Origin of the sequence: Burkholderia lata (assembly GCF_902499335.1) — a bacterium.
GTDB lineage: Bacteria > Pseudomonadota > Gammaproteobacteria > Burkholderiales > Burkholderiaceae > Burkholderia > Burkholderia lata_B.
On record NZ_CABVQK010000003.1, the window covers coordinates 468327 to 482068 of the forward strand.

Sequence of the window (13742 nt, forward strand, 5' to 3'; positions counted from 1 at the left end):
ACATCGGCCACGCGAACAAGAGTACAGTTCGGCGCGAATCGCGCATGGTGAGAGAACTGTACGTCTTATGAAATGGCCGGGCGGCCGGAAGCGTTGCGCGGCGTGGCCGGATCGGCCCGAAACGCCCGCCGCACGGCCTTTCGCGGGGTTGCATCAATTGGGGTGCAATACTGTGCGTCCGCACGGTTTTCACTGCCGGAGTCAGACCATGCAGTACACGATCGAACAGGCATCCGCCCTCGGCGGCAGGATCCGCGCCGCCCGGCACGTACAGAAATGGCGCCGGAACGACGCGGCCGGCCAGGAGGCCGCGGATGACTGATCGCGCCCTCGTCGACCAGCTCGTCGCGCGGCTGACCGGCCGCGCCGACCACCCGCGCTTCACCGGCGCGCCGATCGACCTGTCGACGCTCGACGCGCACGCGCTCGGCGCCGTGTGGCCGGCACTGCGCCGTGTCGAGCACGAGATCATGCTGCGCGACCACGCATTCGACGATCCGCGCGCCGAATTCGCGCGCTGGCTGCACGGGCAGATCGATGCGCTCGGACTCGTGCCGCTCGTCGGCGCCGATGCCGCGCTCGAACTGTTCCGCGACATCCCGGCCGGCGGGTGGAAACGCGCGCTGGAGGAGTTGCCCTGCCTCGACACCCTGCCGTCGCCGGCGCTGCAAGTCGAACTCGCGCGCATTGCGGGCGAACCGGAGGAAGGCGACGTGCGCTCGGGATCCAGCACCTACGGCGTGTATGCGCTCGACCGGTTCGCCGGCCGCCGCGACTTCTCGGTGCGACGCGACGCGTATGCGCAAGCGCTGGCGGATTCGCCGTTTCGCGTGCGCGAACTCGACGTGCTGCCCGAACTCGGGCCGGCCGCGCTGCTCGCGCTGGCCGCGACGAACGATGGCTACTTCGCGCCGAGGCGGCTGTGGCTCGACTTCAGCGATCCGGCCGTCACGCTCGCGGAAGACGCCGCGTACGTCGCCTTCGCGCGCGATGCGCTGACCGAAGCCGCGCAACAGGTCGCGGCGCTCCATGCGGGCGCCGTTCCATACGAAGCCGATCGCGCGTTCACGACCGACGACGCGCAGGTCGTCGCGCGCGCCGCACGCGTGGCCGCCTATCGCGACGAAGCGTGGCTGCGCCCGCTGATCGGGCCGCTGCTGACCGGCGTGTGCGTCGCGCCGACAACCGCGAAAACCGCGCCGTCGCAGTCGCTCGCGATCGCGCTCGGCCACGCGGTCGAGACGATCCCCACGCCCGAGAGCGTGCGTGCGCTGCGCGACGCGCTGGCCACCGTGCGTCATGCCGGCGTGCAGAAGAAACTCGCGCGCAACCTGAAACCGGCCGAGCGCGCGCTCGGCGAGCGGCCGCACACCGCGCTGCGCATGACGCTCGACGCGAAGCCCGACAAGAAGCAGCTCGCGATGCTTGCCACGTGCATGGAAGCCGGCTTCTGGCAGTCGATGACGCTCGGCCATGCCGAATGGCGCGAGCGCCTCGTCGATGCGCCGGCCGGCGCCGCGTTCGCCGCGCGCACGATCTGGCACGCGCGCGGCCCCGATGGCTCGACGCAGTCGTTCATGCCGGACATCGCGAAGGGCAAGGTCGTGCTGCGCGACGCGGCCGGGCATGCGATCGACCTCGCCGGCGACAGCGATATCCGGCTATGGCACCCGCTGCTGGCCGACGCGGACGAACGGCTCGCGTGGCAACGCGCGATCGTCGGCCGCACGCTGCGGCAACCGGTCAGGCAGGCCTTCCGCGAATACTACGTGCCGGCCGACGGCGATGCATCGGCCAGCGATTCCGCGATGTTCGAAGGCCACGTGCTGTCGAGCCGGCCGCTGCTCGGCGTCGCGCGCCGCGAAGGCTGGTCGATCCGCGCGTACGACGACGGGCTCGTCCGCGAATTCGGCGACGTGCGTGCGACCTTCTTCGTCGATGCGCGGCTCTATCCGGGCTCGGAAAGCCACGGCACGTCGCGCCGGCTGCACGTCGAACGCCGGCACGACCGGCGCTGGGTGCCGTTGCCGATCGGCGAGATCGATCGCGTCGTGTTCTCGGAAGTGGCGCGCGCCGTTGACCTGCTCGTGAGTGTCGCCGCGTTCGCGCTCGACGACGACGCAACACGCGCGGCCGCCGCTGCACTCACGGTCGACCCGGTGCGCCAGCGTGAGCGCGAAGCGGAACGCTGGCAGCGCCTGAACCGGTTGTCGGATGTGCCGCTGGGCACGATGGCGCGGCATCGCCGGCACGTGCTGTCGCTCGTGTTCGCCGGGCCGCTGGCGCAAGGGAAGATGACGATCGACGAACGCCATGTGCGCGTCGGCGCGTGGTCGGTACATTGCGCGACCGGGCGCGTGATGCGCGACGGCGAACCCGTCGAACCCGCGATCGAGCCGCCGCCGTCGCCGCTGCGCGCGGTGCCGTGGCTGCCTTACGACGAAGCGCTGCTGCAGCGGATCGTCGACGTCGTTGCGGGGTTGCTCGATTGAGCAGCGGCGCTCAGATCGAACCGAACAGCGCGCGCGGCCGGTCCTTCAGCGTGCCGGCGAGAATCCGCAGCCCGTTGACGAGTTCGTCGCGGGTGGCCGGGCACGCGAGGTTGATGCGCACGCCGTGCTCGATTTCCGCGCGATCGACCGCGAACGTCGACGACGGCATCACGATCACGCCGCGCGCCTTCGCATTCGCGGCGAAGTCGTCAGCCCGCCACGGCGGCGGCAGGCGCAGCCACACGAACATGCACGCCGGGTCGGATTTCAGCTGGCCGGCCGGCAGCAGCTCCCTTGCGAGATCGACCCGTGCGCGGATCTCCGCGAGTTGCGCGGCCATGATCCGCTCGGCGGTGCCGTCCTCGATCCAGACCGTCGCGATCAGCATCGACGTGGGGGCCGGCATCCATGCAGTCGTGCGCACCGCCTCCGCGCACAGGGCGACGCTGTCGCGCGGGCAGCTCAGGTAGCCGAGGCGCAGCCCCGGCGCGAGGATCTTCGACGTCGCGCCGATATGGAACGTCAGTTCCGGGCACAGCCCCGCGATCGCCGGCAGCCGGTCGCGCACGAGCGGGCCGTACACGTCGTCCTCGATGATCGTCACGTGATGACGCCGCGCGATGTCGACGAGCGCCATCCGGCGCGCGAGGCTCATCGTCGTCACGGTCGGGTTCTGCAGGTTCGGCACGACGAAGATCGCCTTGACCGGCATGCGCTGGCAGATCCGCTCGATCTCGTCGGGCAGCAGGCCGTCGTCGTCGGCAGGCGCGCTGACGATCTCGAACTGGAACACCGGCGCGAGCGCCTTGAGCCCGTAATACGTGAGGCGATCGGCCACGATCACGCCGTCGGTGCCGATCAGGCTGTTCAGCACCGCGTACAGCCCGTGCTGCGCGCCGCTCGTGACGACCACCTGGTCGCGCGACGGCGCGAAGCCCGGCGCGGCCAGCCACTGTGCGCCGGCCGCGCGCGCCCAGTCGGGGCCCTGCGGCGGCTGGTATTCCTGCAGCGCGGCGAAACGCGGATCGTTCGGCAGCGTGCCGAACGTCTGCGCGAGGCTCGCGAGAAATTCGCCGGTCGCGGGACGGTTCACGGTCAGGTCGATCACGCCGTTGCCCGCCGCGAGCGACGCGCGCGCCGGCTCGATGCTCGGCATCGCGCCGCCGGTGACGAGCGAGCCGCGGCGTTTGCTGCCGATCACGAGGCCGCGCAGCTGCAATTCCTTGTACGCACGGGACACGGTCGACACATTGATGCCGAGCTCGGTCGCGAGCTGGCGCTGCGGCGGCAGGCGGCTGCCCGGCGGATACGTTCCGTTGCGGATTTCCTCCTCGATCGAGCTCGATACCTCGACATAAGTCGGCCGCTTCGCCTGCGCCGGCAGGCTGCTATCGCGCTCGCCGGAAAGTTTGTCTGATGCCATTTGTCGCATGTGACCACACAAAAAGCGTTTGTCTGCCATTTTGACCTGTCCAGCGATTGTAGCCGACATCCCCTCCCCGTCAAACGTCAGCAGAAATGTCTGTTGAATCAGTCGGTTGGAATCGGGTAAACACTGGCGCCACACAATCTCATTTTGATTGCACACAAAAAATTACTGTGTGATTCTTTATCTCAACTTTGTGTGAATCATGTGGACCGGAGGGGCGCGTCATGGCGAATGTCGCCATCGTGGGTGCAGGCTTCATCGGGCTCGGCGCGGCGGCATGGCTGCAGCGCGACGGGCATCGCGTGACGCTGTTCGATCCGGACGGCGTCGGCCAGGGCGCGTCGTTCGGCAATGCCGCGACGTTCGCGCCGTACGGCTGCGTGCCGGTGAACGGCCCGTCGGTGTTCCGCGACATGCCCCACTTCCTGTTCGCCGCCGACAGCCCGCTGCGCATCCGCTGGCCGTACCTGCTGCACGGCGCGCCGTGGCTCGCGCGGTTCCTGCTCGCGTCGACACCCGCTCACCACGCACGCAGCGCGACCGCGCTGGCCGCGCTGCTGTCGCGCGCCGCCGACGGCTATGCGCCGCTGCTGGGCGCCTCGCGGCTCGCGGCGTTCGTGCGGCCGCGCGAATGCCTGTACCTGTATGCGCGGCAGGCGTCGTTCGACGCCGCGCAGCCGTCGCTCGCGCTGCGGCGCCGGCTCGGCGTGCCGTTCGAGACGCTCGACGCGAGCGCGATCCGCCAGCTCGAGCCCGCGCTCGCGCCGATCTTCACGCGCGGCGTGCTGTTCGTCGGCAGCTGGAATTTCTCCGATCCGTGCGGGTTTCTCGGCGAACTGTTCGCGCACCTCGCCACCGGCGGCGCGACGCTCGAACGCGTGCGGGTCGAACGGATCGAGCCCGCCGGCGACAGCGTGAACGTGCATGCGGGCGGTACCGTGCGCGCGTTCGATCACGCCGTCATCGCCGCCGGCGCCCGTTCGCGCGCCTTCGCGGCCGCGTGCGGCGACACGGTGCCGCTCGATACCGAGCGCGGCTATCACGTGCAGTTCGGCGCGCATGAGTCGATCGTCACGCGACCGGTCGGCTGGGCCGAGCGCGGTTTCTACATGACGCCGCTCGACGAAGGGCTGCGCGCGGCCGGCACCGTCGAACTCGGCGGCTTCGACGCGCCGATGAATCCGTCGCTCATCGCGCTGCTCACGCGTTCCGCACGCGAAGCCGTGCCGGCGCTCGGCACTCCGACGCGCAGCTGGCTCGGCTTCCGGCCGACGCTGCCGGACGGCGTGCCCGTCATCGGCCGCGCGCGGCGCAGCGCGCGGGTGATCCATGCATTCGGTCATCAGCATCTCGGCGTGACGCTCGCCGGCATCACCGGGCAAATCGTCGCCGACCTCGTCGCCCAGCGCGCGCCGCCGCTGGACCTCACACCGTACCGGGCCGCGCGATTCTGACGCGCGCCGCGACTTCCACCCCTGCAAGGAGGCATCATGAATCGTCGTAACTGGCTGGTATGGCTGGCCGTCTGCTCGATCGGCACGGTCGCGGCATCCGCTCAGGCCGCGGACCCGGAGACCATCAAGATCGGCTTCGCCGGCCCGCTGACGGGGCCCGTCGCGCGCGTCGGCAAGGATCTGCAATACGGCGCGCAACTCGCGCTCGACGAAGAGAACGCGAAACATCCGACCGTGGGCGGCAAGCCCGTACGCTTCGTGCTCGACGTGCAGGACGACCAGGCCGATCCGCGCATCGCGATCCAGGTCGCGCAGAAGCTCGTCGACGACGGTGTAGTCGGCGTGGTCGGCCACTACAACTCGGGCTGCAGCATTCCCGCATCGGCCGTCTACCGGCAGGCGAACGTCGCGATGATCACGCCGGGCTCGACCAATCCGCAGCTGACGATGCAGGGCTTCAAGAACGTGTTCCGCACGATGGGGCACGACGGCGTCGGCGGCGTGGTGGCCGGCCGCTTCGCGGTCGAGCAGCTGAAGGCGAAGCGGATCGGCATCATCGACGATCGCACCGCCTTCGGGCAAGGGCTCGCGGACGCGTTCGAGAAAGGCGTGAAGGACGCGCACGGCAGCGTCGTCGGTCGCGAATACACGAACGACAAGGCCGTCGATTTTCGCGGCATCCTGACGACGATGAAGAGCAACAACATCGACCTGCTGTTCTTCGGCGGACTCGACGAGCAAGGCGCGATGCTCGTCAAGCAGATGCGCTCGCTCGGCATCCGCGCGCAACTGTTCGGCGCCGGCGCACTGAAAAGCAATGCATTCCTGAAGATCGCCGGCACCTCGGGCGAAGGCACGCAGGATCTCGAACCGGGGCCGGCGCTCGACAAGCTGCCGTCGGCCGTCGCGTTCGCGCAGCGCTACAAGGCGCGCTTCAACCAGGACGTCGAGCTGTATGCGCCGTTCGCGTACGACGCGGCGCTCGCAATGATCGCGGCGATCCACAAGGCCGATTCGACCGACCGCGCCAAGATCGTCGCGAGCCTGCCCGGCGTATCGGTCACCGGCGTGACCGGGAAGATCTCGTTCGACGAGCGCGGCGACCTGATCAAGCCGCCGTACACGCTGTTTCGCGTCGAACAGGGACAGTGGCACAGCATCCGTACGGTCGGCGGCGCGTCGAACTGATCGACGCCGAGCAGTCGGCAGCAGGCGGCGTCACCGCGCCGCCTGCTGCCGCTGCACCTCCTGCGCTTTCATCTGCATATACGCGCCGCGCTCGACCTCGTGCAGTTGCTGCGGATACTGCTCGGTCGCGTCGAACCAGCGCGCAAGGCGCTGGTCGAGCGGCTTGTCGAGCGTCGCCAGATACGTGTCGATCGCGAGGTAGTAGCGCATCGTGTTGCGCTCCAGCAGCCCGCGCACGCCGCCGATGTACTGCGGCTGCGCGGCCGATCCGCCGCTGACGGTCGTGAAGCCGACCTTGTCGCTGCCGACGGTCGCGAGGTAAGTCTTCATCGCCATACGGCCCACCGTGCCGAAGCCATATGAATACGTGAGATGCAGGAACGTGCGCGACCCGCCGACCGGCACGGCCTCCAGCGCGATCCGGTAATCCTTCGTGCCCATCGGGCCGCTGTCGGCGGTCAGGTCGACCTGGAAATAGTCGGGCGTCGCGGCCGCCACGCGATAGCGGAACTGCACGCGATAGGTGTCCGGCAGCTTCTGCTGGATCTTGCGTCCGAGGTTCACGTCGAGCACCGGGCCGTTGCTGCCGGTCGACGCATGGCAATACTTCGTGTTCAGGTGCAGGATCAGCACCGCGCACCAGTTCGCGGGGCCCTGCGCGGGATCGTCGAGCTGGCCGTTCACGACCGCGTACGGATAGTCGACCACCGCATAGATGTCGCCCTTCAGCGACGACGACGCTTCCGCCGATTCGAGGACCAGCGGCCGATGAAACGCGTTGTCCTTCAGTTGCGGGCCGAGGCTGCGGTAACGCTCGAGCAGCGTCGCCGCATCGTCCGCGCCGAACGACAGCGCGCTCCAGCCGACGCACAGGGCCGCGACGAGCGCGTGCCAGGCGCGGCGAGCAAGCCTCGTGCCGCGCGGATGTCCGGATGTCTTCATTCTTGTGCTCCCGCCTGGCGCGCGAGGGTCGCGCACATGTGTCACAGAATACGCCTGGCCGCAGCGCAACATTGCACGCGAGCGAGCCGTTATCGGCTCCGCTTGACCGGCACCGGCAACTGCGCGGCGGTGATCCGGATCAGTGCCGACAGCCACTCGCGATCGTCCCAGCGCTCGCCGGAGATGACGAGATGCGGCTTCGCGCCCGGATACGGCGGCCCCTCTTCGCAGTCACCGAGAAACGCGCGGCCTTCGGGCGTCGGCTTGACGAACAGCCGATCGTCGCAGACGAGCGCGGCCATCTTGCCGTCGCAATAAATACCGTATTCGCCGAACATCTTGCGCGCCGATACCGTGCCGGCCGCCGCCATCTGCTCGACGATGAAATCCACTGTGCTTTGGCTCGATGCCATTCGCTGCTCCCTGAAAAATAGTTATGACCCTGGCGTGCTCCGGACCGTTCCGCCTGATTGCGGATACGCTGCGGTGCGTCATCCGTTGGTCGGTGGAGCGCGCACTCAGGCACGTGCCCTCACGATCGCCCGCCCCTTCCTGACATCCCTGACAGTTGCATTACGGCGCGGTGAATCGTCCAATAGCGCTTCACGAAAATCGTGCTTCGCCGACGTGCCGGGAGAGCGGCACGGGCCAGCCGCCCGGATCGCGGCGCGCCTCGAAGCATCTCTGCAAGGAACCCGATGAGCGTATCCGACACATCCATTGCCGGCGCAACCGTCCCCGCCGTTCGCGAAACCTGGCAACGCGTCGAAAGCTGGATCGCCGCAGATCCGGCACGCCTGCCCGGCGGACTCAACGGGCCAGCCCCGGAGCACGCGATCGCCGCATTGCACGCCGCGCTGGGCGCGACGCTGCCGGACGACCTGCTGGAAAGCCTCCGGCTGCACGACGGACAAGCCGATCCGGACGCCGTCTTCGCCGATATCGACGCATTGCTGAGCGCGCACGAAATCCTCGCGCAATGGTCGATCTGGAACAAGCTCGTGTCCGGCGGCGACTTCGACGACATGACGTCCGACCCCGCCGCCGGCATCCGCGACGACTGGTACAACCTCAAGTGGATTCCGTTCACGCACGACGGCAGCGGCAATCATCTGTGCGTCGACCTCGATCCCGCGGAAGGCGGCACGGTCGGGCAAGTGATCCGGGTCTGGCATGACGACGAACAGCGCGAACACGTCGCCTCCAGTTTTGCGGAATGGCTCGCCCGCGTGGCTGCGTAGCGTGACGATCCGGCCGGCGCCTGAGCGGCCGGCGACCACGGAACAACGCATCGCGTTCCGTCGCCGATCGCGGCCACGCCCGTCTACGAACGCAATACCGACGGCGCAACGCCCAGCCAGCGGTGAAAACTGCGCCGCATGTTCTCCGTGTCGCCGAACCCGCACTCGTTCGCCACGCGCTGCAGCGACGGCGCACCGCTTTCCAGCGCGGCGCGGGCGGCCTCCACGCGCAGTTTCTCGACGGCCTTGGCCGGCGTGAGGCCGGTTTCCGTCTGGAACGCCCGCGCGAACTGACGCGGGCTCATGCACGCCTGCTCGGCCAGGTCGCTCACGCGCAAGCGCGCGCCGAGATTGCGGCGAATGTAGTCGAGCAACGGCTTGAAGCGCCCTTGCGCGCTGTCGAGTTCGATCAGCGCCGAGAATTGCGACTGCCCGCCGGGGCGCCGGTAGTACACGACCAGCCGTTTCGCGACCGCGCGCGCGAGCCGCTCGCCGCGATCCTCGCCGATCAGCGCGAGCGTCAGGTCGATGCCGGCCGTGATGCCGGCGCTCGTCCAGAACGGCCCGTCATTCACGTAGATGCGGTCGAGCGCCAGCCGCACCTGCGGAAACGCCTGCGCGAAGCGCTCGCCGCAGCCCCAGTGCGTGGTCGCGAGCCGGCCGTCCAGCACACCGGCCGCGGCCAGCAGCAGGCTGCCCGAACACACACTCGCCACGCGGATGCCGCGCGCCGCACAGCGCCGGACGAACGCGCACGTCGCTTCGTCGGCCATCGCTGCATCGACGCCATCGCCGCCCGCGACCAGCAACGTATCGACGTCCGCCGCCTCCGGCAACGGCTCGGCGTGCCAGCTCACGCCCGACGAACTGCGGACCAGCCCCGGCTGCGCCGCGACGATGCGAACCGAGTAATACGGCGTGCGCGCGTAGTCGGCCATCTCGAACGCGGAGACGGGCCCGGCGGCATCGAGCAACTGGAAGCCGGGATACACGAGCATGGCGACGCGATGGGTCATGGCAGAAAGTGCGGGAGAAATGACATTGCGACGGACGGCGCGCGGCCCGATGCTACAGGCCGTTCATGTCTTCGGGAGCTCGTGATGGCCACCACGCCGTTCGTCGTCGTATTCGCATTGTTCGATCGTGTCACGCAGCTCGATTTCACCGGGCCGGACGAAGTGTTCTGGCGTCTTCCGGGTGCGCGGATTCGGCGGGCCTCGGTGCACGGTGGATCGATACATGCGGACAGCGGCCTGGCCATCGCGGAGGTCGAGCGGCTCGCCGACATCGCGCACGCCGATCTCGTCTGCGTGCCGGGCGGACTCGGCGTGATCGACGCGATCGCCGACGACGCGTTCATCCGCGAGGTGCGCCGGCTCGCGCTTGGCGCCCGCTATGTTACCTCCGTGTGCAGCGGGTCGCTGGTGCTCGGCGCGGCCGGGTTACTGCAAGGCCGCCGGGCCGCCTGCCATTGGGCGTGGCGTGACCTGCTGGCGCCGTTCGGCGCGATTGTCGACGACGGCCGCGTGGTGCGTGACGGCCCGGTCATCACGGGCGGCGGCGTCACCGCCGGCATCGACATGGCGCTCGCGGTGATGGCCGACATCGCCGGCCCGACCTACGCGCAAGCGGTGCAGCTCGGCATCGAATACGCGCCCGAGCCGCCGTTCGACTGCGGACGTCCGGAGCGGGCCGCGCCCGACATACTCGCGTCGGTGTCCGCGCTGTTCGAGCGCGTGCGGCCCGATCGTCATGCGGTCGTGGCGCGTGCGGCGCAGAACCTCCCGCAGCCGGACACGAGCCGGCAGGCGACTTGACGTGCAGGCAGCCGCTGCCCGATCGGCACGACGCGGTTACTTGTCGGCCGCAAACGCGCTCGACATCTGCCGCGCCCGCTTCACATCGTCGCCGTGCAGGTAAATCGACGTCGTCGAGATCGACGCATGTCGCAGGTTGTCGCGCACGGTCGTCAACTCGGCACCGCGCGCCAGCGCATGCGTTGCATGCGTATGTCGCATCCAGTGCGGGCTCGCCTGCCGCAGCTTCTGCGCGAGCGCCGGGTTGTCGGCATCGACTTGATCGGCCGTCTGCGCGAAGAAACGCTGCATCACCTTCCACAGCCGCACGCTCGTGATCGCGGCGGCGCCGTCTTCCGCGAGGCTCGGGATCAGTGGCGTGTCGGGCCGCCAGCGCGACGGCGTGACCGGCAGCCGGCGTGCAACCAGAAAGCGGTCGAGGCCCGTGCGCGCAAGCGGCGGCAGCGCGACACGTGCGGCCTTGCTGCCCTTGCCGATCACCTTCAGCCACGCGTCGCCGTGCGGATCGGTTTCGATGTCGCCGAGCGTCGCGCCGACCAGCTCGCTCGCGCGCAGCCCGGTCGCATAACCGAAATCGAGAATGAAGCGCAGCCGTTGCGCGGCGGCGGGTGTCCAGCCCGACTGCGGCGCACCGGCCATCGTGCCCTTGCGGAACTCGAGCCCGTCGGCGATCGTGCGCACGAGCAGCCACTCGCCTTCGGTGAACGCATGCGACGTGTCGAGTGCGTTCGCGCCGCGCGTGTCGCGCACCTTGACGCCCGCGAACGGGTTCGCGAGCAGGTAGCGCTGCTCGATCAGCCAGCGGAACAGCGCGCCGAGCACCGACAGCGTGTACGCGGCCGAGCGCGCGGACAGCGCGCCCGAGAACGGCCGCCAGTCAGGCGCACCGCGCGGGCGCACGGGCCCGACCCAGCGCTCGTGTGGCGTCGGGCGTCGCACGAACGCGCGATACGCGACCGCATCCTCGGTCGTCAGCGATGACAGCGCGCGGCCGCGCTCGACGATCGCCCACAGGATCAGCCGCTCCGCCTCCTTCCGGTACGCACGCCGCGTCGCAGCCGATTCGTGCAGCGACAGCCACGCGTGCACGGCCGCGTAGTCGTTGTCCGCATCGAGCGTGCTGGTCGCGCGCGGCGCGCGGAACGTGCCGGCCGAACCGTCGACCTCATGCGGCAGCTTCAGTTGCTCCCACGGCACGATGCTGCCGCGCGGCGTCGCCGCGATCAGCGCGCGCGCCCGTTCGGTCAGCTCCGGATGCACGGCGAAAAACGCCTCGATGTGCCGCGCACTCGCCACGCCGAGACCCGCGATCGCACGCCACCACTGGCGCCGGCGCGGAATCCGCACCGTGAGATCGGCCAGCGTCGCGATCCTGTGCGCCCGCAGCGCGACGACCGCACGCGCGGGCAGCCACAGGCCGACGTCGTCGCTGATCTGCGGGACTGGCGCGCGCGCATGACGCAGCAGGCCGATCGCTTCGGCGGCAGCCCTCGCTTCCCGTAAACGCTCACCGTCGGAATGACCGAGACGTTCCGCGAGATCGGGCCGGCCAACCTGCCGCGCGACGCGCACAAGGCGGCGCCGGATGCCGCCGATCACGCCGCGCGCCGAGCGCCCTTCGCCGAGACGATCGGGCAGGTAGCGCTCGACGGCCTGGCGCACGGTCATGCCCGCGTACCACGCGCGCAGCGCGGCCAGTTCGTCGGCGTCGGGAAAACCTGCGGGCGCAGGCGCGGAATCGGAGGAAGGCGGTGAGGCGAGGCGCGGTTTCATGCGCGTCAGTTTGACAGAAGCGCGCGCGGCCGGATACGTCGCGCACGGCGTTCCGGGCGCGATGGGCGCCAATGCGCGACACCGGATCGTTCCGGCATCGCGCCCACGCACATCGCATCGATCGAAACCCGTCAGCCCGTGACGGGCGTGCGCCGCACTTCCGACAGGTAGATCAGGATCAGCGACACCCACACGATCCCGTACAGGAACATGAAGCAGGTCGTGCGCACGCGCAGCAGGTCGAGCAGCACGCCGAACAGGATCGGCAGCAGGAAGCCGCCGAGCCCGCCCGCGAGCCCGACGATGCCCGTGACGACCCCCATGTTGTCCGCGAAATCGTCGGCGACGTACTTGAAGGTCGACGCCATCCCGAGCGCGAACACCGCGCCGAGCACGAAGGTCAGCGCAACGAAGCCGGCCACCGGCATCGCGACGTTCAGCGTCGCGGTGCCGTCGATCGTGTGGATCACGAAGTCGGTCGCCGGATACGACAGCAGGAACAGCGCGATCCACGCGACCCACAGCCCCCACCATGTGACCGCGTGCGCGCCGAAGCGGTCGGACAGCGCACCGCCGAGCGCGCGCAGCACCGAGCCCGGCAGCGAGAAGCCAGCCGCGAACGCGGACGCCATCACGAGCGTCATCCCGTATTCGCTCTTCAGGTACTGCGGAATCCACAGCGACAGCGCGGTGAAGCCGCCGAACGTGATCGAGTAGTACTGGCAAAGCCGCCACACGCGCGGGTCGCGCAGCACCTTGAACGAATCGAGCCACGAGCCGCCGCGCTTGCCGGCGCCCGGATCCGGTGCCGACGCGAACCAGAAGATCGCGGCGGTGACGAGCAGCGCGACCGCGTAGACGCGCGGCACGAAGCGCCAGCCGTACGCGTTGAGCAGCAGCGGCGTGACGAACAGGTTGACGGCCGCGCCGCAGGTGCCCGCGCCGAACACGCCCATCGCGAGCCCGCGCCGCTGCGGCGGGAAGAAACGCGCGACATACGGCGTGCCGACCGCGAACGACGCGCCGACGCACCCGAGAAACAGCCCGATCAGCAGGAACTGCCACAGCTGCGTCGCGTAGCTGACGATATAGACGGGCACCGCGCACACGACGAGCAGCACCGTCATCACGATCCGGCCGCCGAAGCGGTCGGTCCACGTGCCGAGCGGCAAGCGCATCAGCGCGCCGGTCAGCACGGGCGTCGACGTGAGCAGCCCGAATTCCGTGCTGTTCAGCCCGAGATCGGTGCGCAGCTGCACGCCGAGCACGCCGAACATCATCCACACGACGAAGCACACCATGAACGCGAGCGTGCTCGCGGCCAGCACCGACCACGCGCGCAGCGGAATCGCCGGCGCGCCGCCGGCCGGCACCACGTTACCTTGTTGTTGAGTTGCCATACACCA

At 69.4% G+C, this 13742-nt stretch carries 11 protein-coding genes; 5 read left to right on the forward strand and 6 right to left on the reverse strand.

What is annotated here, in order from left to right; translation table 11 throughout:
- The first annotated feature begins 314 nt into the window (after window positions 1-314).
- Window positions 315-2492: a DUF4132 domain-containing protein gene (locus BCO18175_RS09905; protein ID WP_174980427.1), complete on the forward strand. Its 2178-nt coding sequence runs from the start codon at window positions 315-317 to the stop codon at window positions 2490-2492.
- Window positions 2493-2502: 10 nt separating this feature from the next.
- Here BCO18175_RS09905 and BCO18175_RS09910 read toward each other — a convergent pair whose 3' ends face one another.
- Entirely contained in the window at window positions 2503-3915 is a 1413-nt protein-coding gene (locus BCO18175_RS09910; RefSeq protein WP_174969658.1) for a PLP-dependent aminotransferase family protein, read from the reverse strand.
- A 230-nt stretch (window positions 3916-4145) separates the two neighbouring features.
- Between BCO18175_RS09910 and BCO18175_RS09915 the strand changes: the two genes are divergently transcribed.
- Together BCO18175_RS09915 and BCO18175_RS09920 are read left to right on the forward strand one after the other, a co-directional pair.
- Window positions 4146-5375, forward strand: a complete 1230-nt coding sequence (locus BCO18175_RS09915; RefSeq protein WP_174980428.1) for an NAD(P)/FAD-dependent oxidoreductase — start codon at window positions 4146-4148, stop codon at window positions 5373-5375.
- A gap of 36 nt (window positions 5376-5411) precedes the next feature.
- Window positions 5412-6563 carry a branched-chain amino acid ABC transporter substrate-binding protein gene (locus BCO18175_RS09920; protein WP_174969656.1) on the forward strand — a complete coding sequence of 384 codons (1152 nt, stop codon included), beginning with the start codon at window positions 5412-5414 and terminating at the stop codon, window positions 6561-6563.
- Between the two features lie 30 nt (window positions 6564-6593).
- On the opposite strand, the gene BCO18175_RS09925 is transcribed toward BCO18175_RS09920, so the two are convergent.
- Together BCO18175_RS09925 and BCO18175_RS09930 are read right to left on the reverse strand one after the other, a co-directional pair.
- Window positions 6594-7505 (reverse strand): hypothetical protein, encoded by a 912-nt coding sequence (locus tag BCO18175_RS09925; RefSeq protein ID WP_174980429.1) that lies wholly within the window; start codon window positions 7503-7505, stop codon window positions 6594-6596.
- A gap of 89 nt (window positions 7506-7594) precedes the next feature.
- Window positions 7595-7918 (reverse strand): TfoX/Sxy family protein, encoded by a 324-nt coding sequence (locus tag BCO18175_RS09930; RefSeq protein ID WP_174969692.1) that lies wholly within the window; start codon window positions 7916-7918, stop codon window positions 7595-7597.
- Between the two features lie 285 nt (window positions 7919-8203).
- Between BCO18175_RS09930 and BCO18175_RS09935 the strand changes: the two genes are divergently transcribed.
- Window positions 8204-8746 (forward strand): SMI1/KNR4 family protein, encoded by a 543-nt coding sequence (locus BCO18175_RS09935; RefSeq protein ID WP_174980430.1) that lies wholly within the window; start codon window positions 8204-8206, stop codon window positions 8744-8746.
- 83 nt (window positions 8747-8829) lie between these two features.
- Here BCO18175_RS09935 and BCO18175_RS09940 read toward each other — a convergent pair whose 3' ends face one another.
- Window positions 8830-9762: a GlxA family transcriptional regulator gene (locus BCO18175_RS09940; protein ID WP_174980431.1), complete on the reverse strand. Its 933-nt coding sequence runs from the start codon at window positions 9760-9762 to the stop codon at window positions 8830-8832.
- Between the two features lie 84 nt (window positions 9763-9846).
- Between BCO18175_RS09940 and BCO18175_RS09945 the strand changes: the two genes are divergently transcribed.
- Window positions 9847-10563 carry a DJ-1/PfpI family protein gene (locus BCO18175_RS09945; protein WP_174980432.1) on the forward strand — a complete coding sequence of 239 codons (717 nt, stop codon included), beginning with the start codon at window positions 9847-9849 and terminating at the stop codon, window positions 10561-10563.
- Between the two features lie 36 nt (window positions 10564-10599).
- On the opposite strand, the gene BCO18175_RS09950 is transcribed toward BCO18175_RS09945, so the two are convergent.
- Window positions 10600-12336, reverse strand: a complete 1737-nt coding sequence (locus BCO18175_RS09950) for a site-specific integrase (protein WP_174980433.1) — start codon at window positions 12334-12336, stop codon at window positions 10600-10602.
- A gap of 131 nt (window positions 12337-12467) precedes the next feature.
- On the reverse strand, window positions 12468-13736 hold the full coding sequence (locus BCO18175_RS09955) for an MFS transporter (protein WP_174980434.1): 1269 nt from the start codon (window positions 13734-13736) through the stop codon (window positions 12468-12470).
- Window positions 13737-13742 lie beyond the last annotated feature (6 nt).